The sequence below is a fragment of the Rhodoferax sp. GW822-FHT02D07 genome (assembly GCF_058802405.1).
The window spans coordinates 684,235-709,123 of sequence record NZ_JBXAOD010000001.1 but is presented as its reverse complement, the minus strand read 5'-3'; the positions used below and the strand labels follow the sequence as shown (position 1 = coordinate 709,123).

The following is a 24,889-nucleotide window of genomic DNA, read 5'->3' as shown; positions in this document are numbered from 1 at the left end:
GGTCGTGCCTTTGCGGAATCAGCGAGAAGCGGTGGCCGAAGCGGACGCTGTCGGTGCCGAAGCGGCGCCGGCAGGCCCGGATGCAGGTCGTCCCAACTCCACAATACGCAGCGGCGTACCATCCTTTTGCAGGCGTTGCTGACCGGCCACCACAATCGTCTGTCCTTCGCTCAGCCCTTCCTGAATCTCCACTTTGCCCTGCCGGCGTACGCCAAGCTTGACTTCCTGGCGCAGGGACACCCATTGCGTATCCGGCGGCAAGCTGGTCGCAGCCGGTACCTCGGAAGGTTCGACCACGCGAATCACAAACTGCTTGCCCCCCTGGGGAACGATCGCTTCCTCGGGCACGATCAGCGCGGCATCATTCACACCAAAAACGGCCGTTACCCGGGCAAACATGCCGGGACGCAGTGGCCCACCACCGCCGGTGCCGCCCTTGCCTGCACCTGCAGGCTTGCCAGCCGCTTTGCCTTCAGCAGGTTTTTTCTCGGTCGCGGCCGATGGCGCAGGCGATGCAGCAACCGCTGCCTCTCCCCCCGTATTCGGCAGCACAGCACGCACTCCAATGGAACGGCCATTCACGTCCAGCAAAGGATCCACAGCCTCGATGCGGGCCTTGAACAAACGCCCGGGAAAGGCTTCGAGCGCCATCTCCACTGTCTGGCCCTGGCGAATCTTGCGCTGGTAACGCTCTGGCAGGCGGAAGTCCACCAGCATGCTACCCGTATCTTCCAGATTCACCAAGTCAGCACCGTCCTTGACATAGTCGCCCAGATTCACATTGCGCAAACCAACGGTGCCATCAAAGGGTGCCGTGATGGCCATGCGACCCAGCCGTGCCTGCGCCAGCGCCAGCTGGGCCTGTACCACCTGCAGGTTGGCAGCGCTTTCATCCAGCACACGCTGGGCCACAAAATTCTGTGCGACCAACTCCTGGTTACGCTTGAAGTTGGCCTCCGCGATGGAGACTTGGGCTTGCGCCTGACTCAGTTCTGCACGCTGCAGTGTGTCATCCAGCTGCACCAGCACCTGGCCCTTGCGCACCATGGAACCGTCCTGAAACCCCAGGCTCTTGACGCGCCCCGCCACTTCGGGGCGCAGCATCACACTCTGGCGGGACCGCAAGGTACCGACCGACTGGGCATCGTCCTGCAGACTGGTTTGCACGACCTTGGCCACTTCCACCCCTGCTGCCCGTGGCGCAGCGCCCCCCGAAGAGGATGGCTTGACAGCAGCCTGAGCCCCGCCACTGGCCGCAACAACTTCCTTCGGACCTTGGGGTCGGGATTGGTACCACCATGCCGCACCGGAAAGGGTTGCAATGCCCAAGAGGGCCAGCGCGGGGTAAACAGCTTTAGATGCCATGGGAAGTCAGAGGGGGTGAAATTGGGACAAAGCTGCAATAGTAGCGCCGCCATGTGACACTTGTTACATGTTTTCATAGGAGCAAACCCCAGATTACCTGGGGGTATTGCACCCCGCGCACCACCCCTTGCGGGCTATCGCCGTCCCAGCGCCTGCTCCACCCCGCAATTGGCCAATGCATCGGCCCTCTCGTTGCCCGGGTCACCCGCGTGCCCCTTGACCCAGCGCCAGTCGATCGTGTGGCCAGCGCCGTGGGCCAGCGCATCCAGCTGTTGCCAAAGATCCACATTCTTGACGGGCTGTTTGCCTGCCGTCTTCCACCCCTTGGCTTTCCAGCCTGTCAGCCATTCCGTAATGCCCTTGAGCACATACTGGCTGTCGAGATGCAAGACCACGCTGCACGGGCGCTTGAGAGCCGACAACGCCTGAATCACCGCCATCATTTCCATGCGGTTGTTGGTGGTGCCCAACTCGCCCCCAAACAGTTCTTTCTCGCTGCCGTCCGGTGCGCGCAGCAACACGCCCCAACCGCCTGGGCCCGGATTGCCCTTGCAGGCTCCGTCCGTGTAAATCACCACTGAATTCATTGTCTGTGTCATCGTCCTTGTACTTTCAATCCCGTGTCAGTTCCGGGGGCTGGCGACGCTGCACCACAGGCACCGGAGCAGTGCCGCGGGCGGCCCCGGTCTTCCAAGCAGGCCCCAGAAGGCGCATACCGCGCACCCGCTTCACTGCCACCAAAAAATAGGCGGCCCCCACAATGGGCCACCACCGTGGGCCCGCGCGGTCCATCCATGCCCAGCGCTCCAGCCAGGCCTCGCTTTGCACGGCTGGCCGGTAGCAGCCAAATCGCCCCTCTTCCACCTCGAAGCCCAACAGGCGCAGCCAGTCGCGCAAACGCCAATACCCAATGAACTCGCCGCATTCGGGTAAAAAAAGTTCTCCCAGTCCCAAGCCCTTCAACAGGCGTGCACGCCGCTGGCGCAAGCCCCATAGGCTGGCCGGATTCAGGCCGCAAATGACCACACGCCCCTCAGGTACCAGCACACGCTCCACTTCGCGCAAAGTGGCATGGGGGTCGACGCTGAGCTCCAAGGTGTGGGGCAGAACCACCAGATCCAGACTGCAAGCTGGAAAAGGCAAGGCCGCAAAGTCGGTCACGAGGGCCGCACGCAGGCCTTCGGTGTCACCCTGCGGCTGCGGCATGCCCAGCCATTGGTAGGGCATGCGGTTGGCCTGCAAGCCGTGCAACTGCGGCACCCCCAGCTGCAAGGCGTGGTATCCAAAAATGTCCACCACGGTAGAGCGCAACTGGGCATCCTCCCACGCCAGCAGATACTGCCCGGCGGGGGTCTGAAACCAGTCCTGCAAACCTATAATTTGTTCGCTCATGAAGTTAATACCGCTACCCGCGTTGACAGACAACTATGTCTGGATGTTGCACGATGGACGAGAAGCTCTGGTGGTAGACCCGGGCGATGCCGCGCCAGTACTGCATGCACTGCAGGACCAGGGACTGAAACTGCGCAGCATTCTAGTCACCCACCACCACGGCGACCACACTGGCGGCGTGGACGCCCTGCGGCAGGCCACCGGAGCGGTGGTGTACGGCCCAGCCCGGGAAGACATTCCCCAACCTTTCCAGCCACTGCAGCAAGGCCAGGAAGTGCACAGCCTGGGCCTGGACTTTCAGGTGCGGGACATCCCCGGCCACACGGCGGGCCACATTGCCTACTACTGCCCGGGGATGGATGGAAGCCCCCTCCTGTTTTGTGGGGATACGCTTTTCAGTGCCGGCTGCGGCCGGCTGTTTGAGGGTACCCCAGCACAAATGGAGCATTCGCTGGCGCAGCTGGCAGCGCTGCCGGGTGACACGCGGGTATGCTGCACCCATGAATACACGCTCAGCAACCTGCGCTTTGCACTGGCCGTGGACCCGGACAATGCCGACCTGCAGGCCTACCAGGCCCAGTGCCTGGCGTTGCGGGAGCGCCAGCAACCCACCCTGCCGTCTTCGATAGACTTGGAGCGGCGTATCAACCCCTTTCTGCGCTCTTCCACCCCGCCCATCCTGCGCGCCCTGCGCCGGTTTGATGACCAAGGGGTCACCCGGGACGGCGCATTTGCCACGCTACGGCGATGGAAGAACGAATACCGATGAATTGTCTGAAAATCACCAGCGCGCTGGCCGTGCTCCTGCTCGGCGCCTGCGCCAGCACGCTGCCCCCGCAGGCCGCCCAGGATGCGCCAGCAAGTACCGCTACCCACGCAACGCCCGCGACCACCCCAGCCGACAGCCTGAGCCTGCAAACCAGCCGTGAGCTGCACCGCAAGCCCCCAGCCGCCACCCCCCCGGCAGTCCAGAATGCGATTGCCAACTCCGCCCAGTTGAGCAACATCGACGTGCAGAGCCTGCCGTCTTCCCGCGCGGTGGTGGCACTGGCGCCGCCTGCGGACCTGTGGGAGCGCATACGCCGCGGCTACGGCATGGCCGACCTGGACAACGAACTGGTGCGCGACCGCGAGCAGTGGTACAGCAGCCGCCCGGACTACATCTTCCGCATGACAGAGCGCTCCCGGAAATACCTCTTCCACATCGTGGAGGAACTGGAACTGCGCGGCATGCCCACCGAACTGGCGCTGCTGCCTTTCATCGAGAGCGCCTTCAACCCGCAAGCCGTCTCCACCGCCAAGGCCGCCGGCATGTGGCAGTTCATGCCCGCCACCGGCAAGTACTTCGAACTCAAGCAAAACGCCTTCCGCGACGACCGCCGTGACGTGCTGGCCTCCACACGGGCTGCGCTGGACTACCTGCAAAAGCTGTATGGCATGTTTGGTGACTGGCACCTGGCCCTGGCCGCCTACAACTGGGGCGAAGGCAGCGTGGGGCGCGCCATTGCGAAGAACAAGCGCAACGGCCAAGCCACCACCTATCAGGACCTGAACATGCCGATGGAGACACGTTTCTACGTGCCCAAGCTGCAGGCCGTCAAGAACATCGTCTCCAACCCGGCGCAATACAGCTCCAAGCTGCCGCTGATTGAAAACCACCCCTACTTCCAGACTGTCACCATCCAGCGCGATATCGACGTGGCGCTGGCGGCCAAACTGGCGGGCGTGGAGCTGGCGGACTTCAAGGCGCTGAACCCCTCCATCAACCGTCCCGTCATCCTGGCGGCCGGTACGCCACAGATCCTTCTCCCCTGGGACAACGCGGAAGTCTTCCAGACCAACCTGGAGGCCTATGGCGGCAACCGTCTGGCCAGTTGGACTGCCTGGATCGCACCCACCACACAGCGCCCGGCCGATGTTGCCAAGCGTGTCGGCATGTCGGAAAGCGATCTGCGCAGTATCAACAACATCCCGCCCAAAGTACTGATTCGCGCAGGCTCTACCCTGCTGGTACCCCGTACTGCGCACATGACGGACGTGACCGAAAAGGTGGCGGACAACGGGCAGCTCTCGCTAGCGCCCGAAATCACCCTGCGTCGCTCCAGCGTGCGGGCAGGCAAGGGCGAGAACGTGGCCAGCATCGCGCGCAAGTACAAGGTCAGTGCGGCGTCAGTGGCCGAATGGAACAAAGTGAGTGCCAGTGCCAGCTTCAAGGCTGGTCAGCAAGTCGTGCTCTTCCTGCCCACCAAGGCTCGCGGCAAAGCCAGCAGCACGGCCAGCGCCGGCAAAAGCCGTCATGGCAAAACGGCCATCGCCAAGGTCCCGGCAAAATCCAAAACGATAAGTGCCAAGGCCCGCAGCAACAACACCAAGGTCGCCAAGCGCTAAGGGCGGCAAGTCGGGGAGTCCGGCCCTGCCAGGGGCCGCCCCGGTTCAGCGATAGCCGATCAGCAGAATCGCAATATTGACGGCAAAGCCCAGGCACCAGACGGCCGAGCGGGCGGAGCCCATGCCGGCTACATACATCATGATGTAGAGCATGCGCAGCACGATGAAGACGAAGGCCAGCACGTCCAGCCACGCCTGATGGGCGCCCAACTGGTGCGCAATGATCACGGCACCAATGAAAAAGGGCAGCGCTTCAAAGCTGTTCGCCTGCGCGCCGTTGGCGCGGGCGCGCCAGTCGGTCTGGCGGGCCAGCCATTCGCGCGGGTTCACGTTGTCATAACCACCCTCACGGCGCGGCTTGCCCAGGCGGCCGGACTTGGCCAGCCCGGCGCAGGCGATGGGCAGTAGCGCGGCAATCAGTACACACCAGTAGGCAACGGTGAAATGGGGGTATTGCATGAACAAACTACTTTCAAAAAATCCGGCCCCGCGCTACTAGCGCCGGTCCACCAGGGCATGGGCAATCGTGCCCAGGTCCACATACTCCAGCTCGCTGCCCACAGGCACGCCACGCGCAAGGCGCGTAGGCTTGAGCCCGCGCGCCTTGAGCCCTTCGGCAATCACATAGGCCGTCGCCTCACCCTCGGCCGTGAAGTTGGTGGCAAGGATGACCTCCTGCACCATGCCATCACAGGCACGCTCGAACAGCTTCTTCAGCCCCAAGTCATGCGGCCCTACGCCGTCCAGCGGACTGAGCTTGCCCATCAGCACAAAGTAGAGGCCTCGGTAGGCACCAGTACGCTCCATGGCGGCCTGGTCGGCCGGTGTTTCCACCACGCACAGCTGGCTGTGGTCCCGCCGGTTATCCAGGCAGGTGGCACAGACGCCCTGCTCGGTAAAGGTGTGGCAACGTTCGCAGTGCTGGACCTGGGTGCTGGCTTCTTGCAAGGCCTGTGCCAGCAACTGTGCGCCGGGGCGGTCATGCTGCAGCAGGTGAAAGGCCATGCGCTGGGCCGACTTCACCCCCACACCGGGCAGGCGCCTGAGCGCCTGCACCAGGGCGTCCAGTGCATTGGTATCGGACACGAAAAAGGTGGCGCTTAGAAAGGGAACTTCATGCCGCCAGGCAAGCCTGGCATGCCGGCAGTGATCTTGCCCATTTTCTCGGCCGAGGTCTCCTCAGCCTTGCGCACGGCGGCGTTGAACGCAGCGGCCACCAGGTCTTCCAGCATGTCCTTGTCATCCGCCAGCAGGCTGGGGTCGATGGTGATGCGCTTGACATCGTGCTTGCAGGTCATGGTGACCTTGACCAAGCCGGCGCCGGACTCACCAGTGACTTCGATGTTGCCCAGCTCGTCCTGGGCTTTCTTCATGTTGTCCTGCATCGCCTGGGCTTGTTTCATCAGGCCTGCAAGTTGTCCTTTATTGAACATGGGTGTCCTTGGGTAATAAAAAATAAAAATGAATCGGGGGCACCCCTCACAGGGGACGAATGGAGCCGGGCACGATTTTCGCGCCAAAGTCCTGCATCAGGCCCTGCACATAGGGATGGTCAAAGATTATCTTCTCGGCCGCCAGTTGCTTCTCCGCCGACGCTGCCGCATTGCGGCGGCCGGGGCTGTCGGTCACGCGGCCGATCTCCACGACCAGCTTGACCGGGAAACCGGCACCCGCCAGCGCGGCCGTGAGCCGATCTCGCGTACCGGGCTGGTTCAGGGATTCACTTTCCACACGCAGCAGCCACTGGTCGGTGTCACGCGCCACCAACTGCGACTGAAGCGCCAGTTGGCGCACCAAGGCGGTAATCGCTTCTGCCTGGATCAACTGCTGCACCGTAGCATGCCAGAAATCCCCCTCTTCCGTGGGAATCAGCACCGGCAAGGCCTGCGGGGTCGCCAAATCCGATCGGCTTTCGGCCAGGGCACGCACCGGAACCGCTACAACTTTGGTAGCTGCTTGCGCAGATTCCACGGGGGCTAGTGGCACTTTTTGCACTGAAGGTTGGTCTTCGTACAGGTCAGCGGGCTCCTCGACATGGGGCCCACTGTCACGTACCGGTAGCACCTGGCCCGGCGGAATAGCCGCTGGCGAAACCTCCGTAACAGCAGGCGCCGACACCGGGGCGTCTTCCCAGGGTTTGACGGCGGCCGGGTGCGGCGCGGCGGCGGGCGCGACAGTCGCAGCAGGCGCTACGGCCACCGACTGTACAGGCGTCGGCACGGGCCGTGCGGCGGGAATCGGAGGTACGGCAACGGTTGCAGCCTGCAGGGCAGGCGCCACGGCCGGAGCGGCAACAGGCGCCGCCCGCATCGGCACAGGGGCGTCAGCTAGAGTTTTTTTTTCAGCCGGTGGCGCGAGGCCTGCGTCCTGCGGCTTGAAAGCCAGCAGGCGCAACAGCACCATGGTCAGCGCGGCGTATTCATCGGGCGCCAAGCCCAGATCGGCACGCCCATGCAGGCAAATGCTGTAGAGCAGCTGGGTTTCGTCCGCCGGCAGCAGCGCTGCGAGACGGGATGTGTCGGCGGCTTCGGGATCGCTGTCATCCGCAGCAGCGGCACCGCCCATGGCCTGCAATACCGCCATGCGCTGCAGCACGGTGGACATCTCTTCCAGCGTGGACCCCGCGCTCAGGCCGTTGTGGCGCAGGGCTTCCGAGGTCTCCACCACTGTCTTGCCATCGCCCAGCGCCAGCGCCTCAATCAGGCGGAACACATAGGAGCGGTCCACGCTGCCCAGCATCTGGCGGACCGCAGCTTCCTGCAACTGGCCAGAGCCAAAGGCGATGGCCTGGTCCGTCAGACTCAGCGCATCGCGCATGGAGCCGCGCGCGGCGCGGGCCAGCAGGCGCAGGGCCTGGGCGTCGGCCGGCACGCTTTCCACCTCCAGCACTTTGGTGAGGTGTTCGCGGATGGTTTCGGGCGCCATGGGCCGCAGGTTGAACTGCAGGCAACGGCTGAGCACGGTGACGGGCACTTTTTGCGGGTCCGTCGTGGCCAGCACGAACTTCAAATATTCAGGCGGCTCCTCCAGCGTCTTCAGCATGGCGTTGAAGGCCGTGTTGGTCAGCATGTGGACTTCATCGATCATGAAGACCTTGAAGCGGCCCTGTACCGGCTTGTAGACCGCCTGCTCCAGCAGGGCCTGCACTTCGTCCACGCCGCGGTTGGAGGCAGCATCGAGTTCGGTGTAATCCACAAAACGGCCGCTGTCGATATCCGTGCAAGCCTGGCACACCCCGCAGGGCGTGGCCGTGATACCACCCGTGCCATCGGGGCCCTGGCAGTTGAGTGACTTGGCCAGAATGCGCGACACCGTGGTCTTGCCCACGCCGCGCGTGCCGGTGAACAGGTAGGCGTGGTGCAGGCGCTGGGTAGTCAAGGCATTGCCCAAGGCTTGCACCACATGGTCCTGCCCCACCATTTCGGTGAAGTTGCGCGGACGGTACTTGCGGGCGAGCACGAGGTAGGACATGCCCCGATTCTAGTGTCCCAAGCTTCCCACTCTCAGGTAGACTGGAAGCCCGAAGAGACCACACACCCACGACCGTGTCCACTTTGTCGAGACGCCGCTTTTCATGGTTGGCTTGTGTGCTGGCCCTCAGCCTGGGGGCTACGGCAGCACAGGCGGCTGGAACCCTGCGCATCCTGGCCTGGTCCGGCTATGCAGACCCCGACGTCGTCCAGGCCTTCGAACGGCGCACCGGCGCCAAGGTCGAAGTCAGCTACATCGACACCGACGAGGCCCTTTGGGCACGCATCGCCCGCACTGGCGGTGCCGACTTCGATGTCTTCGCCGTCAATACGGCCGAGCTGCAGCGTTACATCAAGAAATCCCTCGTCGTGCCGATCGACATCACTGCCGTGCCCAACACGCGGCAGCAGTTGCCACGCTTCCAGGCGCGCGAGCGTATTCCTGGCCTCGTGCATGGTGGCAAGGCCTACGCCATCCCCTACACCTATTCCGAGATGGGCCTGATCTACGACCGCAAGCAGGTCAAGACGCCTCCCGACTCCATCAAGGCGCTGTGGGATCCAAAGTACCAGGGCAAAGTGATGCTCTACAACGGCGGTTCGCACAACTTTGCACTGGCCGCGCAGTCCCTGGGCCGGCCGCCGTTTGCGCTGCAGGCCCAGCATTGGGAAGGCGCCGTACAGGAGCTCATCGCCCTGCGGCGCAATGCCATGGGCTTCTATACCCAGTTGGACGACTCGGTGCACTGGTTCCAGAGCCGCAAGGCCGCACTGCTGTTTGCCAACTACGGCTCCCAACAGTTCAAGCAACTGCAGGCCGCCGGACTCGACGTGGGCTACGCCATCCCGCAGGAAGGTGCGTTGGCCTGGCTGGACTGCTGGGTCATCACCCGCGGCGCCAAGGACATGGCACTGGCGCTGGCCTGGATCAATTACACCCTGGAAGATGAGCCCGGCAAGGTACTGCTCAACCGCCAGGGCCTGGCCAACACCACCACGCCCTCGCCCTACCTGGGCCCCGAGGACAAGCTGATCTGGCTGGAGCCGGTGGAAAACGTGGACCGCCGCAACCTGTTGTGGAGCCGCATTCTCTCCGGCGACCGCGCCAGCAAGGTGCTCACCCCGTGAAGTTCGGCATCAGCGCCCGCCTGACACTGGTGCTCGCCCTGGTAGGCCTGCTGGTGGCCGGGTTCACCGGCTTTTATGCCTACCACGTCAGCCGCAACCTGCTGGTGCAATCCTCGCAAAACGAGCTGCTGATCTCCACCCAGGTGCTGGCCCGCCGCATTGCGCTGACGCGCCAGGAGGTCTCGCGTAACCTCATGGTGCTGGCCACCCACCCGGCCGCGCAGGCCGCCGCCCAGGGCAAGTCCGCCAGCGACCAGGCGCAGATGGCCGTGCTGTTCAAGGTGCTGATGGATGCCAACCCGGCCTACCTGCAGGTCCGGCTCATCGGCGCCCAGGACCATGGCCTGGAGCGTGTGCGCGTGGACCGCGACAGCGGCACACTACAGGAGGTGACTGGCGACGACCTGCAGGAAAAAGGCCACTTTGCCTATGTGTCCGAGACCCTGAAACTCGCGTTTGGCGAGACCTATCTCTCCCCCATCGTCATCAACCACGAGCACGGCTCCCACTCTGGCCAGGAGCGCCCCACCCTGCAACTGGCCACGCCGGTCAGCGACCCCAAAGGCGCGCCCCTGGGCGTGCTGGTCATCAACCTGGACCTGGACGGCATGTTCGCCCTGCTCTCGGCCGATCTACCAGAGAAGTTTTCCCTCTATCTGGCCAACCACGAGGGGGACTACCTGATCCACCCCGACAGCAGCAAGACCTTTGGCTTCGACAAAGGCCGCCGGGTGCTGGTGCAGGAGGAGTTCCCGCAAACGGCTGGCCTGGTTGAGCGCCAGACCGACAACGTGGTGCTGCAGGCCGACGAAGGCATCCACGCCTACGCACCGCAACTTGCCGCCTTTGTGGGTCGAAGTGTGCTGGTCAGCAGCGAGGAGAACCGCCTCATCCTCGGGCTGGCGCGGCCGCTGGACGATGTGCTCAAGCAGACCGACCAGCTCGGGCAGACCGTGGTGCAGATCGTGGTGCTGGTGAGCCTGGTCTGCGGGCTGCTCGCGGTGCTGCTGGCCCGCGCCCTGACCCGCCCCATCAACAGCATGATTGCCGCGGTACACCGCTTCTCCAACGACAACCAGCCCATGCCTTTGCCTGTAGAGCGCAGTGACGAGATCGGTACCCTGGCGCGCAGCTTTGCCCGCATGCAGGGCCAGATCCGCCGGCAGATGGAAGACCTGCACGACAGCCGCGAAGAGTTGGAGCATCTGGCCCAGCACGACATGCTGACCGAGCTGCCCAACCGCCGCATGTTCATGGACCGGCTGGCCCAAGCCATAGCCCGCTCGCAGCGCACCGAAGAAGGCTTTGCCCTGCTCTTCATCGACGTGGACAACTTCAAGAACTTCAACGACACCCTGGGCCACGCCGCGGGCGACGCCGTTCTCAAGACCGTGGCGCAGCGCCTGGCGAGCCACACGCGCAAGGTGGACACAGTGGCCCGCCTGGGCGGTGACGAGTTTGTGGTGATGCTGGACAACTTTTCCGAACGCAACCTGATCAGCGCCTTTACCGAGAAGCTGCTGGCCGCGCTGAAAGCTCCGATGGACTTCGAGGGCAACCCCCTGTTCGTGGAGTTCAGCATCGGTATCAGCCAGTTCCCCGATGATGGCGCCACGGCCGAGGAGGTGATCAACAATGCGGACCGCGCCATGTACCGCACCAAGGCGGGCGGCCGCAACGGCTACCGCTTCACCTCCGACACCAACACACAGCCCAACCTGCTGTGAACCCGAAAGGCCCACCGCTTTGGGTACAATGCAGGCTGACGGGCCTTCCCGCATGGTGAAGCGGCCAACCGGGTCAGGTGGGGAACCAAGCAGCCCTAACTGTGGAGTCAGTGCCGGGGCGAGGCTCGTCAACCCCCATTTCATTGCTAGCTCACCCTGAGGAATTCGGGAATGGCTCTCAACGCATGTTCCCGTTGGGTTGGTGCAGTGCTGCTGGCATGTGGGGCAGCCCTGTCCGCGTGGGCTGCGCCTGAGGAACATCCCCCCCATTTCCCCCTGCTCGAACTGACAGACCGCAGCCCCACGCGGCTGGAGCTGGGCGCGCATCTGGCTTACCTGGAAGACGCCACGCGCTCCATGACGCTGGAATCTGTCAGCACTTCGCACCCGCCCTGGGCGGACATGGACCGCACCACCCCCAACTTCGGTTTCACCGACAAGGCCTACTGGTTCCGCTTTGCGCTGGACAACCGTACCGGCAAACCCATGCAGCGCCTCCTGGAGCTGCCACGCGCCTTCATTGACGACGTGCGCCTCTTCCACCTCTACGAAGGCGAGGTCGTCACCAAATATGCGCTGGGGGACGAACAGCCCTTCGCCCAGCGCGTGGTCCAGCACCAGAACCTGGTGATGCCGCTGACGCTGGCGCCCGGCGTGCACCACATTTACCTGCGCATGGCCTCCAGCGGCACCATCGAGGCCCCGCTGCGCCTGTGGGAGCCGGCGGCCTTCTACGTGGCCGCCGCGCAGGAGCACCTGCTGGCCGGCGCCGTGCTGGGCATGCTGGTGGTGATGATCATCTACAACCTCTTCGTCTACCTCTCCACGCGCGACATCAATTACCTCTACTACATCGCCTTTGTGGCCAGCTATCTGATGTTCTGGAGCACGCTGTGGGGCTACACCTTCGCCTATCTCTGGCCCAACGAGATCCGCTGGAACAGCATTGCGGTGCCGGTGTTCATTGCCTCGGCCTGCGTGGCGGCCTGCCTGTTTGCCGACAACTTCCTCAAGCTGCGCCGCTTCTCGCGCACGGCGCACTGGGCCATGCTGGGCCTGGCCGCCTTCAGCACCCTACTGCTGGTCGGCAGCTTTGTGCTGCCCTACCACCACATCATCCGGGTCAACTCGGCCATGATCCTGCTGGTCTCCGTGGCGGCGCTGGTCTGCGGCTACTGGCGCTGGTGGGCTGGGGCCCGCTTTGCGCGCTTTTACTGCCTGTCCTGGACTTCGGTGTTTGTGGGGGTGAGCGTGCTCACCATCGGCAAGTTCGGCCTGCTGCCCTCCAACTTCTGGACCGACAACGCCTCGCAAATCGGCGTGCTGATGCTGGTGGTGCTGCTGTCCTTCACGCTGGCCGACCGCATCAACACCGACCGCAGCCTGCGCATCAACGCCCAAGCCGTGGCCCTGGCGCACGCACAAAAGGCCCGCGCCTCACAAAAAGCCCTGATCGACTCCACCGCCCAGGCCAACCGCGAGCTGGAAAGCCGCGTACAGGCCCGTACCAATGAGCTCAACGAGGCACTGGAGGAGCTGCAGACCGTCAACGCCGAGCTGCAGCGCCTCTCCAACACGGACGCCCTGACGCAGGTGGGCAACCGCGCCTATTTCGACCAGGCCCTGCTCAGCGAACACAAGCGCGCCAGCCGCCAGCGCCAGCCGCTGGCCCTGCTGCTCTTTGACATCGACCATTTCAAGTCCATCAACGACAGCTGGGGCCATCCCGCTGGCGACGCCTGCCTGCGCTACCTGGCGGAATACCTTCGCAGCAAGGTACTGCGCGCGGGCGACGTGCTGGCCCGCTATGGTGGTGAAGAGTTTGTGGTGCTGCTCATCAACAGCACGCTGGGCGACGCACTGGACGTGGCCGAAGAGCTGCGCGCCGAGATTGCCACGCTGGAAGTGCCCATCGAGGGCCGCACCCTGCGCATCACCGCCAGCTTTGGCGTGGCCAGTGCCATCCCGGCCAGCCAAAGCACGCCCGAAGCCCTGGTGGCCGACGCCGACAAGGCCCTCTACGAGGCCAAGCACCACGGCCGCAACTGCGTGCGCGCTGCCGCACCCCGGATTGGCAGCCAGCAGGATGCCTGATCCGCTATCAATAGCGTAGCTGCTTGCGCAAATTCCACGGGGGCTAGCCCCGCAAATGACCCAAAACACCCTGCCCGGCTGCCGCGCCGCTGGCAAAGCAGGCCTGCAGCAGGTAACCGCCCGTAGGCGCCTCCCAATCCAGCATCTCGCCCGCGCAGAACACGCCGGGCAATTGCTCCAACATCAGCTGTGACGTGAGTACCTCGAACAGCACGCCACCGGCCGTGCTGATGGCCTCGTCCAGGGGGCGCGCCGCCTGCAGCGTGATGGGCAGCGCCTTGATGGCCGCGGCCAGTTGGGCAGGGTCGTTGAAGGCTTCCTTGCCCAGCCGCTCATGCAGGATGGCGGACTTGATGCCCTCCAGGTGCAGGCGGCTCTTGAGGTGGCTGGAGAGGGAACGGCTGCCGCGCGGATGGCTGACCTCCGCCAACACCTTCTCGGCCGGCACGTCGGGCAGCAAATCCAGGGTGAACGTGGCCTCGCCCGTGCGGATGATTTCGTCGCGCAGCAGGCTGGACGCCGCATAGATCAGGCTGCCCTCCACGCCCGTGGCCGTGGCCACGAATTCGCCCTTGCGCGCAAAGCTCTGGCCCTGCGCCGTGGTGACGGCAATGGCTACCGACTTGAAGGGCTGGCCGGCAAACTTGTCGGCAAAGAACGGACTCCAGCCGCCCTGCACATCGAAGCCGCAGTTTGCTGGCAACAAGGGGGCTACCGCCACACCGCGCTCGGCCAGCAAGGGCACCCAGGCTCCGTTGGAGCCCAAGCGCGCCCAGCTGCCACCGCCCAGCGCCAGCACCACGGCGCGGGCCTGCACCTGCAGCGGGCCGCCCGGGGTGTCAAAACACAGCACCTGGCCTGCGCCGTCTGCCGCTGGCGTGCCCCAGCCCGTCCAGCGGTGGCGCATGTGAAACTGCACACTCGCACCGCGCAGGCGCTGCAGCCAGGCGCGCAAGAGCGGCGCAGCCTTCATGTCCTTGGGAAACACACGGCCCGAAGAACCCACAAAGGTCTCAATGCCGAGGCTCTGGGCCCAGGCACGCAGGGCCGTGGCGTCCAGCCCCTTTAGCAACGCCTCAATGGCACTGCGGCGCGCGCCGTAGCGCCCGGCAAAGCGGTCGACCTCTTCCGAATGGGTAAGGTTGAGCCCGCCCTTGCCCGCCAGCAGAAACTTGCGCCCCACGCTGGGCATGGCGTCAAACAGCTGCACGGCCACGCCGGCATCGGCCAGCACCTGGGCCGCCATCAGCCCGGCCGGGCCACCGCCCACCACGGCCACATCCACCACGCGCACCAAGGCGGCGCTGGGGTTCGGGGAAATCTCTGTGCTCATTCAGTCGTCAATTCAATCAGTTGGCCTTGCGGCGTTAAAAAGGCGGCGCGCACAGCCTGCCCGGGGTTGGCCAGGGCCACCGCCTCGCGGTAGCCGCGCAGTTGGGCGCACAAGGCGGCATCCCGCTGCGGTTGTGCGCTCGATTTGTAGTCCAGCACCCACCAGGCGCCGCCCTGCTGCTGCACCAGGCGGTCCATGCGCAATGCGCGGCCGCGCTGGGTGATGGGTACTTCGTTGGCCTGCCAGGCCAGCGCCGTGTTGTCCCAGGCCCAGGCGCCCTCGCCTTGCAGCATGGCCTGGGCCCAGTGGGCGGCGGTCTGGGCCTGCGCGGCGTCCAGCTCAAACTCCTGCGCCACCCGCTGCAATGCGGCGGGGGCCCAAGTGTAGGGCTGGGCGGCATAGCCACCGGGCGCGCCGGGCACCCATTCCAGCAAACGGTGCAGGGCCTGGCCCAACCGGGAGTCCAGGCTGTCCTGCGCCGCCGGGGCTGCGGCGGGCAACGTGGATGCTATGGTTTCAGGAGCTGCTTGCGCACTATTGACGGGGGTCAGAGGCAGTTTTTGCAATATTTTCAGTTCGCAGGCGCCGGAATCCGGGTCCACGACTGCGGCCACCGGTGCGGCAGGTGCCAGCGCCGGGGCGTCCTGTGCCTGCGCTTCCAGGCGGCGCCACCAGCTGCCGGGGTTTTCGCGGTGTGGGGCCAGACTGGAGAACACCAGCGTCTGCCGCGCACGGGTGAGCGCCACGTACAGGGCGTTGAGCTCCTCGCGCGAACGCTCGGTCTGCTCGCGGGCCAGCGCATCGGCCACGCAGGCGGGCGGGCGCGACTCGCTGGCCAGGAACACAAAGCGCAGCGGATGCGCCTCCTCGCCCGGCCAATCCACCAGCACGCCCATGGTCTCTGTGCGGGCGGCTTCGCCGTCGGTGTCCAGCATCAGCACCAGCGGCGCCTCCAGCCCCTTGGCCCCGTGCACGGTGAGCAGGCGCACCGCGTCGGCCTGCGCGCGCACCGGCGCAGGCAGACCACCCGCGCGCAAGGCACGCACCAGGCCATACGCGGAGGTGTAGCGCCCGCCATCCACCTGCAACGCAGCATTGAGCAAGGCGCGCACATTGGCCAGCACGCGGCTGCGCTGCACCACGGGTGCGGCGGCGGCATAGAGGGCCAGCACATCGCCATCGTCGTAAATGGCGCTCAGCGCATCGTGTGGCGGCAGCTGGGCCACCCACTGCTGCCAGCGCAGGAGCGTGGGCGCGGCCTGCGCCAGCACGGGCGGCAAGGCGCCCTGATCCGTGCTTTGCAATGTGTGCCACCAACTGGCATGCGGGGCTTCTTCATTGTCCACCGCCTGCAGCGCGCGCTGGCGCAGCACCAGGGCCACCAAATCGTCATCACCTGCGCCAAACAGCGGCGACTTGAGCACGCGCGCCAGCGCCAGGTCGTGGCGCGGCGAGACCAGCACATCGAGCAGGGCCACGATGTCCTGCACCTCGGCAAAGTCGCCCAACTCGGCCTTCTCGGGCTGTTGGGTGGGCACGCCCAGGGCAGACAGCTCCTGCTCCATCAGCGCCAGGCGCTCGCGCTTGCGCGCCAGCACCATGATGTCCTTGGGGCTGCAGGCGCTCTGCGCCATCCAGCCGGCAAGCCACTGGGCGGCCTGGCGGCACTCCAGCGTCTTGCGGGTGTCTTCCGCCTCCACGCGCGGCTGGGTCAGCGAATCGCGCCACACGGCTTCGGGCACCGGCGCATCCTTTTCCGGCTTGGCCTCGCGCTCGATGCGCGGCAGGCGCAGCACCTGGCCGGCCGCCTCCGACGCCGTGCTGTGGGCGCGAAAGTCCTGGTAGGCACCCTCCTCCTGGGCCCGCCCCATGGTCTGGTTGACCACGGCAATGACGTCGGGCGCGTTGCGCCGCGTGTGGTCGCAGCTCAGCAGGTCACCCCCCAGCCCTTCGGCCACAAAGGCCTTGGCCGCGCGGAACACCTGCGGCTCGGCGCGGCGGAAGCGGTAAATGCTCTGCTTGGGATCGCCCACGATGAACACGCTGGGCGCGTTGCCAGCGCCCGTGTAGCCGGAAAGCCAGCTGTGCAGTGCCTGCCACTGCAGCGGGTTGGTGTCCTGAAATTCGTCGATCAGCAAATGGCGCACGCGTGCGTCCAGCCGCTCCTGCACCCAGCCGCTGAGCTCGCCGTCTGACAGCAACACCAGCGCCGTCCGCTCCAGATCGCCCATGTCCAGCCAGCCGCGCTCGCGCTTGAGGGCGGCATAGTCCTGCAGCAGGCCACGCGCCAGGCGGGCCATGCGCTGCTGGTGCTCCCAGGCCTGGTGTTGCAATTGGGCCTGTTGCACTTCCTGCAGCAGCGCTTGCGCGGCCTGCACGCTACTCAAGTCCACCAGCTTGTCGGTCAGCTTGCGCGCACCACCAGCCTTGGTAAACAACGCGTCCACCACGCCTGCAGAATCGCCCGCCGTCAGCGCGCGCTCCAGCGTGCTGGCTGCGGTCTGGCAGGTCTTGCCGCTGCATTGGCCCAGCGCCTTGGCGCTGTCCCACAGCAGGGTCTGCACGCTGTCCTGCGCCAGCCGGTCAGCCGGCTGCGCTAAGCCGGCAAAGGCGGGAAACTGTGTGGTGAAGTGCTGCACCGAGGCATCAACCACTCCCTGTGCATCGGCCAGATCGAACTCTGTGCGCTTGTTGAGCGCAGCCTCCAGCGCCTTGTGGGTCTGGTGGCGGCCATAGAGGCGCACCGCATCGCGGTAGTCCACCAGCGCCGTGGCGTCCTGCGCCACGCGGGTCTGGAAGCGGCGCCAGACCTGGGCGATCGCCATGGCATCGTTTTCCAGCAGCTCGTACTGCGTGGGCAGGCCCAGGCTGTGCAGCACGCCCAGCGGCGCACTGCCCAGCAGCGCGGCAAACCAGCTGTGGAAGGTGCGAATCTGCACCGGTCGGCCACCCGCCAGCAACTGGGCATGCAGCCCACGCAGGGTTTGCAGCTGGGCGGCATCCACCTCCTGGCTCACGCCGCGCAGGCGCAGCTCCTGTTGCAATACCGCATCGTCCTGGTGGGCAAAGTCTTCCAGCCATTCCTGCAGGCGCTGGCGCATCTCGCCGGCGGCCTTCTTGGTGAAGGTGATGGCCAGAATCTCGTGCGGCCGCGCGCCCTCCAGCAGCGCGCGCAGCATGCGCGAGACCAGCATCCATGTCTTGCCCGCACCGGCACAGGCTTCCACCGCCACGCTGCGGCGCGGGTCGCAGGCAATCTCGTAGAAGCGCTGGGCCTCCACATGGCGGCCGTTGTGCTCGTAGGCGGCTTGCACGTTGGTGCTCATGCAGCCTCCCAAAAGTCTTTGCGGCACAGGCCACGCACCTGGCAAAAGTCGCACACCGCCCCCTCGCCCAATGCGGGCATGGCGGCTCCGGCGGCGATGTGCTGCAGGTCGGCCTGCAGCCCTTCCAGCAGGGCGTCGCGCGCCCACACCACCTCGGTCTGCTCCACCGGCACGGTGCCGTCGCGCTCCCCCACATTCACATAGGCAGCACGCAGCGTGTCCTCGGGCAGCAGGGCGGCGTAGAAAGCCATCTGCGTGTCATCCAGCGGGTCGCGCACACGGTCCCGCGTCTTGCCGAGGGGCTCGGTCTTGTAGTCCAACAACATCACCGTGCCGTCGGGCAGGCGGTCGGTGCGATCCAGCCGCCCCACCAGGGTCACGTCGCCCAAGGGCTGGCGCTGCGGACTTTCGCCCGTCGCAAACACGGCGCCTTGCGCCTCATGGTCCGTCAGCCAGTCCAGATACCCATCGCGCACCGCCGGCCAGGCCGCCGCAAAGGGCAGGAACTCGCCTTTGGGCAGCGCCATGCCCTCGGTCACGTCCTGCGCGATCTGGTCCAGCAAGGCACGGCGGGGCGCCAGTTCGGCAAGGGGCTGCTGCGCCAATGTCGCGTGGAACTGCTGCAGCACTGCATGCAACCACAGGCCGAAGTCGCGCTTGTCCACATCGGCATCCAGTTCGTCAGCCCCACGCAGGCCCAACATGCGCTGGGCGAAAAAGCGGTAGGGGCAATGGCGCAGGTCTTCATAGGCGCTGGCCGACAGAGTCTTCACCGTCAGCGCTGGTGCCGCCGGCTGGGGCGGCAGACCGGGCGCGGCTTGCACCACGCGCACGGGCCGCGGGTCCGCAGCCAAGTCCGGCCGCGTGAGACGCAGCTGCTGCACCAGCGCACTGGCTTGCAAGGATTCACCCGTATCGTCACTGCTGCGCCAGAGCACATCACAGGCCGGGCTGGCCAGCGCGTGCTGCCAGACGAGGCGCAACTGGGATTCCAATGCTTCACGCGCCGGCAAACCCAGTGCCGCACGCTGCGCGGGTGTCCAGCCGCCCGGCGGTTCGGGGGACGGGCTTAGGCGCACCTCGTCACACCCCGCCATCACGACGGCAGCAAACGGGCGGCCCAGCATCTGGCTCAGCGGCAGGATCACCACCTGCTCCTGCTCCGGATAAGCGGGCTGGAAACTCGCGCCCTCCAGCGCCTGGTTGACCCAGCGCGTGAACTCGGCCAAATCCAGGCGCTGCCCGGCCCACAAGGCCTGCTCCAGCCATTGGGCCCACTGCGTTGAATCTGCTGGGGTGAGCCGCAACACCGTCAGCAATTTGCCGCCTGCAGGGTCCTCCTGCAAATCGGCCCACTGCCCGGTACGCTGCAAGGTCTGTTGCAAGGCCGCCAGCCAGCCAGCCAGGGGCTTGCGCCCGGTCAAGGCGCTGCGCCACTGCTCCACCTCGGCACACAGGGCCAGAGCCTCGGCATGTTTGAGCACCGCAGGGCTGCGGGCCACATCACGCCAGTCACGCACCTGGTCCCGGCGCACCGCGGCCTCCAGTGCGTCGCGGACAGCAGCACTGGCAGGGGCCAGCTTCAGGCAGGCCAGCACGGCGTCGCTGCTGGCATTCCAGGTGGCGGCGCGCAACAGCGCCATCACGCCGGCAGCGGCATGGCTGGTTGAGAGTTTCCAGCCGTTTTCGTCTCGCACTGCAACGCCGGCGTTGTCCAACAAGGCGCGCACACGCCGGGTCAGGGCACGGTCAGCACTGACCAGCGCTACCGGGTAACGGTCGGCCGCGATGTGCTGCAACAGGCAAGCCGTCGTCCGCTGGGCCTCGTCCTCGGCGTCTTCGCAAGCGTGCAGGGCCAGTGCCTCAGCCGGTACAGGCGCATCCTGTGCATCCGTCAGCGGCAGGCACAGCAGCTTGTCACTCCAGAGGGATTCCAGCCCTGCAGGCAGCGGGTCCTGGTTCGCCCCCTGAACCAGCACCAGGCAATCGAGCGCCTGCGGCCAGCGTGCATCAAACAAGGCGTCACTGGCATAAGACGACACGGCCGCCCACTCCACCGCCAGGCGCGCCACCCGAGCCTCCCAAGCCAACGCCTGGCTGTCCATGCCCAAGCCTGCGTGCAACCGTGCGCTGCGGGCCCAGGCGGTCCGTTGCGCGGGTTCTACCGCAGCGGCCAAGGGCGCCAGTTGGTAGGCCGCCTGCACCAACAAGGGCGCTAGCGCATCCGGGTCCTGGGCACCGCTGGCGGCCAGCAGGGCCTGGGCACTGAGCGTGTCCACGGCCGGGTCCATGCTGATGTCCTGCGCGTCTTGGCGGCGCTGGCCGGTGGCGCTCACCCAATTCAGGGTCGTTTCAAAACGGGGCGCAAAGCCGTCGTGGTACAGGCGCGCCCAGAGGCGATTGGCCAAAGGCAGCAACTGCGCATAAGGCAGAAGCACCAAGGTACGCGCAGGATGGGCCCGACGCACCTGCAGCGCAGCAAACAGGCGCGGCAAGAGCCCGGATACCGGATCTACCCAGAGAGCCATGGCGGGGTGAGAGTCCGCATAATTGAAGGCCCTGAGCCCCGCAGTGCCATCGCTTTTGGCTATGCTGGCTATAGGTTTTACGGCATCGGGGTGGGACTTGGTTTCTGTCACAATGCCGCAACTTTAGCTCTTATAGCAACACCCCAAAAGGAAACACCATGGCCAGCGAGCTCATCAAACACGTCACCGATGCCACTTTCGAAGCCGATGTGCTCGGCGCGGCACAACCCATTCTGGTGGACTACTGGGCTGAGTGGTGCGGTCCTTGCAAGATGATCGCCCCCATCCTGGACGAAGTGTCGGCCGCCTACGAAGGCAAGCTGCAAATCGCCAAGATGAATGTGGACGAAAACCGCGACATCCCCGCCAAGTTCGGCATCCGCGGCATCCCCACCCTGATGCTGTTCAAGGGCGGCCAACTGGCTGCCACCAAGGTCGGCGCCCTGAGCAAGGCACAACTGACCGCATTTATTGACCAACAACTGGCCTGAGCCTGGTTCGCACAAATCGTCCCGTAAACCGGGGCGGTTTGTGCAGCTACCGACACCAGCGCCCCGCTCAACGGCAGAGCGGCAACGCAAAATTCAGCACAGCCGTATTTTCCTGTCATAATCATTTCCGTTCACCTGCCCAACCCAAGGCAGGCGCCGATTCCCGGCACAGAACGCAGAGGCGCCTACCCAGTTTTGCCTCTCCCCTCCCCCAGATTTTGTAATTCGCCGAAGATCGGTTAACGCCCTTACCGGGACCCACTCCATGCACTTAAACGAACTCAAGGCACTGCACGTGTCTGAAGTCCTCAAGCAAGCCGAAGAACTCGAGATTGAAAACACAGGCCGCATGCGCAAGCAGGAGCTGATGTTCGCCATCATCAAGAAGCGAGCCCGGGCCGGTGAGCAGATCATTGCCGACGGCGTGCTGGAAATCCTGCCCGACGGTTTCGGCTTCCTGCGCAGCCCTGACACCAGCTATACGGCCAGCACCGACGACATCTACATCAGCCCCAGCCAGGTGCGCCGCTTCAACCTGCACACCGGCGACATGATTGAAGGCGAAGTGCGTACGCCCAAGGACGGCGAACGCTACTTCGCGCTGAACAAGCTCGACAAGGTCAACGAAGGCCCACCCGAAGGCAACAAGCACAAGGTGATGTTTGAAAACCTGACGCCCCTGTTCCCCAAGGAGCAGATGCGCCTGGAACGGGACATCAAGAGCGAAGAAAACATCACCAGTCGCATCATCGACCTGATCGCTCCCATCGGCAAAGGCCAGCGCGCCCTGCTCGTGGCCCCGCCCAAGAGCGGCAAGACCATGATGATGCAGCACATCGCACACGCCATCAGCGCCAACTACCCCAACAGCCACATGATGGTGCTGCTGGTCGACGAGCGCCCCGAAGAAGTGACCGAAATGCAGCGCACCGTGAAGGCTGAGGTGATCGCCTCCACCTTCGACGAGCCCGCTGCCCGCCACGTCCACGTGGCTGAAATGGTGATCGAACGCGCCAAGCGCCTGGTCGAACTCAAGAAGGACGTGGTGATCCTGCTGGACTCCATCACCCGCCTGGCCCGCGCCTACAACAACGTGGTCCCTTCCTCCGGCAAGGTCCTGACCGGCGGTGTGGACTCCAACGCGCTGCAACGTCCCAAGCGTTTCCTGGGTGCAGCCCGCAATGTGGAAGAAGGCGGCTCGCTGACCATCATCGCCACCGCCCTGGTCGATACCGGCAGCCGCATGGACGAAGTGATCTTTGAAGAATTCAAGGGCACCGGCAACTCCGAAATCCACCTGGACCGCCGTCTCTACGAGAAGCGCGTGTTCCCCTCCATCCAGCTCAACCGCTCCGGCACCCGCCGCGAGGAGCTGCTGCTCAGCCCCGAAGTGCTGCAGAAGACCCGCATCCTGCGCCAGTTCCTCTACAACATGGACGAAATCGAGGCCATGGAAATGGTGCTCAAGCAGATGAAGGCGACGAAGAACAACAGCGAGTTCTTCGACATGATGCGCCGTGGTGGTTAAGTCATTGATTTATTTGTATAATCTACGGTTTTCTGCGGAAAGTAGTTCAGATTGGCTGAGCCGGCTCCCGCACATTGAGGAAGAACGATGAAAGAAGGCATTCACCCCAACTACCGCGAAGTGTGCTTCCAGGACATGTCCAACGGCTTCAAGTTCGTGACACGTTCCTGCGCCAACACCAAGGAAATGATCAAGATGGAAGACGGCCGCGAACTGCCGCTCTTCAAGCTGGATACCACCAGCGAATCCCACCCCTTCTACACGGGAACCCAAAAGTCCGTGGACAACATGGGTGGTCGCGTCGAGAAGTTCCGCAACCGCTTCGGCAAGACTGCCGCCAAGTAATGTGGAATCAGGCCAGCGCCTGAATTCTCTGCAAAAAGGCAGCCGGACCTCCGGGCTGCCTTTTTTTTCACCTGCACCGCCCACCCGTGAAACACCCCAATCCCGCCATCGTCGCCCAATCCGCCGTACGCCGTCTGCCCCGCTGGGCCTTGCTGCTGTTGTGCCTTAGCTATGTGTGTGCCGGATTCATAGGGCGCGATGCCTGGCGCAGCGCCGATGTGACCGCCCTGGGCTTTATGGGTGCGCTGGCACGCGGCGAGTCGTCCTGGTGGGCGCCTACGCTGCTGGGCTGGTCGCCCGAAATGCCCGCTGTGTTGCCTTACTGGCTGGGCGCCTGGGCGTTGCAATGGGCACCTGCCGGCTGGCCGGCTGACTTCGTAGTGCGTATCCCGTTCGGCTTGCTACTGGGTCTGGCCCTGCTGGCGAGCTGGTATGGCACCTACTACCTCGCACGCAACCCGGCCGCCCAACCCGTGGCCTTTGCCTTTGGCGGCGAGGCCCAGCCCACCGATTACGCGCGCGCCATGGCCGACGGCGGCGTGCTGGCGTTTATCGCCTGCCTGGGCTTGGCCCAGCTCTCCCACGAAACCACACCCGCACTGACACAACTGGCCTGCGGCGCGTTGCTGTTCTACGGCATCGCAGCGCTGCCCTACCACCAATGGGGGCCGCATCTGGCCATCGCTGCGGGCGTGTTGGGCCTGAGCCTGTCTGGCGCGCCGGTGCTGGCCACCCTTTACCTGATCGGCGGCGCACTCATCCACGGGCTAGACCGGGAGAACGGTGAAACGCCACGTTTCACCACCTTGGCCATATTGCTAGGGTATGCGGCCCTGGCTGCAGCGGCTGCGTATGGTTTGCAACTCTGGCGGTGGAAGATCGAAATCCCCCCGCTGTCCTGGCGTTCCGTGGACGGTTTTGCACAGTTGCTGATCTGGTTTATCTGGCCCGCCTGGCCACTGGCACTGTGGACACTGTGGCGCTGGCGCTGGCAATTGCTAAGCCGCCGGGTTCACCGGCATTTGGTCTGGCCCGCTTGGTATGCCTTGGTTACGGTGGTTGCCACGCCATTGGGCAGTGATCCCGATCGCACGCTGCTGCTGGCCCTGCCTGCGCTGGCGGCACTGGCGGCCTTTGCGCTGCCCACGCTCACACGCCGCGTGGCAGCACTGATCGACTGGTTCACACTGCTGTTCTTCTCAGGCTGTGGCATCACCATCTGGGTGGTGTGGATCGCCATGCAAACTGGCGTACCGAGCCAGCCTGCGGCCAATGTGGCGCGCCTGGCACCAGGCTTTCAGGCCAGCTTCTCGCTGCTGACATTGGCAGCGGCGCTAGCGGCTACGCTGGCATGGGCCTGGTTGGTGAAATGGCGTGTGGGCCGGCACCGCGCTGCCATCTGGAAGAGCCTGGTCCTGCCTGCCGGCGGTGCCGCTCTGTGCTGGTTGTTGCTCATGACACTGTGGATGCCATTGCTCAACTATGCGCAAAGCTATCGTGCGCTGGTAGAACAGGTTGCGCCTCTGGTCGGTTCAGAAGCCTGTGTGGAAACCGGCAGCCTGCAACCGGTGCATCTCGCTGCCTTCCAGTGGTACAGCCCCTTGCGCCTGGTCTCCAGTGCATCAAACAGCACTTGCGCCTGGCGGCTGAGCGAAGCCGGCGAAGCGCTGGAGGTACGCCCTGCAGTAGACAGCACCCAGTGGACACCCCACACCTTGGTGCGCCATCCTGTCGACCGCACAGAAGCCGTCTGGCTGCTGCGCCGGCGCTGAGC

19 protein-coding genes and 1 other RNA gene are annotated in these 24,889 nt (G+C 64.9%); 10 read left to right on the top strand and 10 right to left on the bottom strand.

Annotated elements, in window-relative coordinates; translation table 11 throughout:
- Positions 1 to 18: 18 nt before the first annotated feature.
- The 3 genes from AC1RNN_RS03375 to AC1RNN_RS03365 form a co-directional block, all read right to left on the bottom strand.
- On the bottom strand, positions 19 to 1,365 hold the full coding sequence (locus tag AC1RNN_RS03375) for an efflux RND transporter periplasmic adaptor subunit (RefSeq protein WP_493085982.1): 1,347 nt from the start codon (positions 1,363 to 1,365) through the stop codon (positions 19 to 21).
- Positions 1,366 to 1,499: 134 nt separating this feature from the next.
- Positions 1,500 to 1,952: a ribonuclease HI gene (gene rnhA, locus AC1RNN_RS03370; protein ID WP_493087067.1), complete on the bottom strand. Its 453-nt coding sequence runs from the start codon at positions 1,950 to 1,952 to the stop codon at positions 1,500 to 1,502.
- A 25-nt stretch (positions 1,953 to 1,977) separates the two neighbouring features.
- Positions 1,978 to 2,757: a class I SAM-dependent methyltransferase gene (locus tag AC1RNN_RS03365; protein WP_493085984.1), complete on the bottom strand. Its 780-nt coding sequence runs from the start codon at positions 2,755 to 2,757 to the stop codon at positions 1,978 to 1,980.
- Between AC1RNN_RS03365 and gloB the strand changes: the two genes are divergently transcribed.
- Entirely contained in the window at positions 2,756 to 3,526 is a 771-nt protein-coding gene (gene gloB, locus AC1RNN_RS03360) for a hydroxyacylglutathione hydrolase (RefSeq protein ID WP_493085986.1), read from the top strand. The two genes, AC1RNN_RS03365 and gloB, sit on opposite strands and share 2 nt — an antisense overlap.
- A complete protein-coding gene (locus AC1RNN_RS03355) occupies positions 3,523 to 5,145 on the top strand; it encodes a transglycosylase SLT domain-containing protein (RefSeq protein WP_493085988.1) in 1,623 nt (540 codons plus the stop codon). Before gloB ends, AC1RNN_RS03355 begins: the two co-directional genes overlap by 4 nt.
- Before the next feature lie 45 nt (positions 5,146 to 5,190).
- On the opposite strand, the gene AC1RNN_RS03350 is transcribed toward AC1RNN_RS03355, so the two are convergent.
- Genes AC1RNN_RS03350 through dnaX form a run of 4 tightly spaced genes read right to left on the bottom strand, consistent with a single transcriptional unit; the run spans position 5,191 to position 8,616 of the window.
- Positions 5,191 to 5,604, bottom strand: coding sequence for an MAPEG family protein (locus AC1RNN_RS03350; protein ID WP_493085990.1), 414 nt, complete (start codon positions 5,602 to 5,604; stop codon positions 5,191 to 5,193).
- Positions 5,605 to 5,640: 36 nt separating this feature from the next.
- Positions 5,641 to 6,231, bottom strand: coding sequence for a recombination mediator RecR (gene recR / locus AC1RNN_RS03345; protein WP_493085992.1), 591 nt, complete (start codon positions 6,229 to 6,231; stop codon positions 5,641 to 5,643).
- A gap of 14 nt (positions 6,232 to 6,245) precedes the next feature.
- Complete coding sequence (locus AC1RNN_RS03340; RefSeq protein ID WP_493085994.1) at positions 6,246 to 6,578, bottom strand: YbaB/EbfC family nucleoid-associated protein; 333 nt, start codon at positions 6,576 to 6,578, stop codon at positions 6,246 to 6,248.
- Between the two features lie 46 nt (positions 6,579 to 6,624).
- Positions 6,625 to 8,616 (bottom strand): DNA polymerase III subunit gamma/tau, encoded by a 1,992-nt coding sequence (gene dnaX, locus AC1RNN_RS03335; protein ID WP_493085995.1) that lies wholly within the window; start codon positions 8,614 to 8,616, stop codon positions 6,625 to 6,627.
- A gap of 116 nt (positions 8,617 to 8,732) precedes the next feature.
- On the opposite strand from dnaX, the gene AC1RNN_RS03330 reads away from it, so the two are divergent.
- The 4 genes from AC1RNN_RS03330 to AC1RNN_RS03315 all read left to right on the top strand — a co-directional run bounded on the left by AC1RNN_RS03330 (position 8,733) and on the right by AC1RNN_RS03315 (position 13,564).
- Entirely contained in the window at positions 8,733 to 9,743 is a 1,011-nt protein-coding gene (locus AC1RNN_RS03330) for an extracellular solute-binding protein (RefSeq protein ID WP_493085997.1), read from the top strand.
- Positions 9,740 to 11,470, top strand: a complete 1,731-nt coding sequence (locus AC1RNN_RS03325; RefSeq protein WP_493085999.1) for a diguanylate cyclase domain-containing protein — start codon at positions 9,740 to 9,742, stop codon at positions 11,468 to 11,470. The genes AC1RNN_RS03330 and AC1RNN_RS03325 overlap by 4 nt, the downstream gene beginning before the upstream one ends.
- A gap of 37 nt (positions 11,471 to 11,507) precedes the next feature.
- Positions 11,508 to 11,603: signal recognition particle sRNA small type (gene ffs / locus AC1RNN_RS03320), an RNA gene on the top strand.
- A 38-nt stretch (positions 11,604 to 11,641) separates the two neighbouring features.
- A complete protein-coding gene (locus AC1RNN_RS03315; protein WP_493086000.1) occupies positions 11,642 to 13,564 on the top strand; it encodes a sensor domain-containing diguanylate cyclase in 1,923 nt (640 codons plus the stop codon).
- A gap of 43 nt (positions 13,565 to 13,607) precedes the next feature.
- On the opposite strand, the gene AC1RNN_RS03310 is transcribed toward AC1RNN_RS03315, so the two are convergent.
- From AC1RNN_RS03310 to AC1RNN_RS03300, 3 genes are read right to left on the bottom strand one after another with little or no spacing between them, the layout of a single operon-like run.
- Positions 13,608 to 14,897 carry a TIGR03862 family flavoprotein gene (locus tag AC1RNN_RS03310; protein ID WP_493086002.1) on the bottom strand — a complete coding sequence of 430 codons (1,290 nt, stop codon included), beginning with the start codon at positions 14,895 to 14,897 and terminating at the stop codon, positions 13,608 to 13,610.
- Positions 14,894 to 18,223 carry a UvrD-helicase domain-containing protein gene (locus AC1RNN_RS03305; RefSeq protein WP_493086004.1) on the bottom strand — a complete coding sequence of 1,110 codons (3,330 nt, stop codon included), beginning with the start codon at positions 18,221 to 18,223 and terminating at the stop codon, positions 14,894 to 14,896. Before AC1RNN_RS03305 ends, AC1RNN_RS03310 begins: the two co-directional genes overlap by 4 nt.
- Positions 18,220 to 20,751 (bottom strand): PD-(D/E)XK nuclease family protein, encoded by a 2,532-nt coding sequence (locus AC1RNN_RS03300; protein WP_493086006.1) that lies wholly within the window; start codon positions 20,749 to 20,751, stop codon positions 18,220 to 18,222. The genes AC1RNN_RS03305 and AC1RNN_RS03300 overlap by 4 nt, the downstream gene beginning before the upstream one ends.
- Positions 20,752 to 20,909: 158 nt before the next feature.
- On the opposite strand from AC1RNN_RS03300, the gene trxA reads away from it, so the two are divergent.
- The 4 genes from trxA to AC1RNN_RS03280 all read left to right on the top strand — a co-directional run bounded on the left by trxA (position 20,910) and on the right by AC1RNN_RS03280 (position 24,887).
- Positions 20,910 to 21,242 (top strand): thioredoxin TrxA, encoded by a 333-nt coding sequence (trxA, locus tag AC1RNN_RS03295; protein ID WP_493086008.1) that lies wholly within the window; start codon positions 20,910 to 20,912, stop codon positions 21,240 to 21,242.
- A 265-nt stretch (positions 21,243 to 21,507) separates the two neighbouring features.
- The gene (rho, locus tag AC1RNN_RS03290) at positions 21,508 to 22,770 is read left to right on the top strand and encodes a transcription termination factor Rho (RefSeq protein ID WP_493086009.1); all 1,263 of its coding nucleotides are present in this window, start codon (positions 21,508 to 21,510) and stop codon (positions 22,768 to 22,770) included.
- A gap of 87 nt (positions 22,771 to 22,857) precedes the next feature.
- The gene (locus AC1RNN_RS03285) at positions 22,858 to 23,115 is read left to right on the top strand and encodes a type B 50S ribosomal protein L31 (protein WP_066705893.1); all 258 of its coding nucleotides are present in this window, start codon (positions 22,858 to 22,860) and stop codon (positions 23,113 to 23,115) included.
- An 86-nt stretch (positions 23,116 to 23,201) separates the two neighbouring features.
- Positions 23,202 to 24,887 carry a hypothetical protein gene (locus tag AC1RNN_RS03280; protein WP_493086012.1) on the top strand — a complete coding sequence of 562 codons (1,686 nt, stop codon included), beginning with the start codon at positions 23,202 to 23,204 and terminating at the stop codon, positions 24,885 to 24,887.
- Positions 24,888 to 24,889 lie beyond the last annotated feature (2 nt).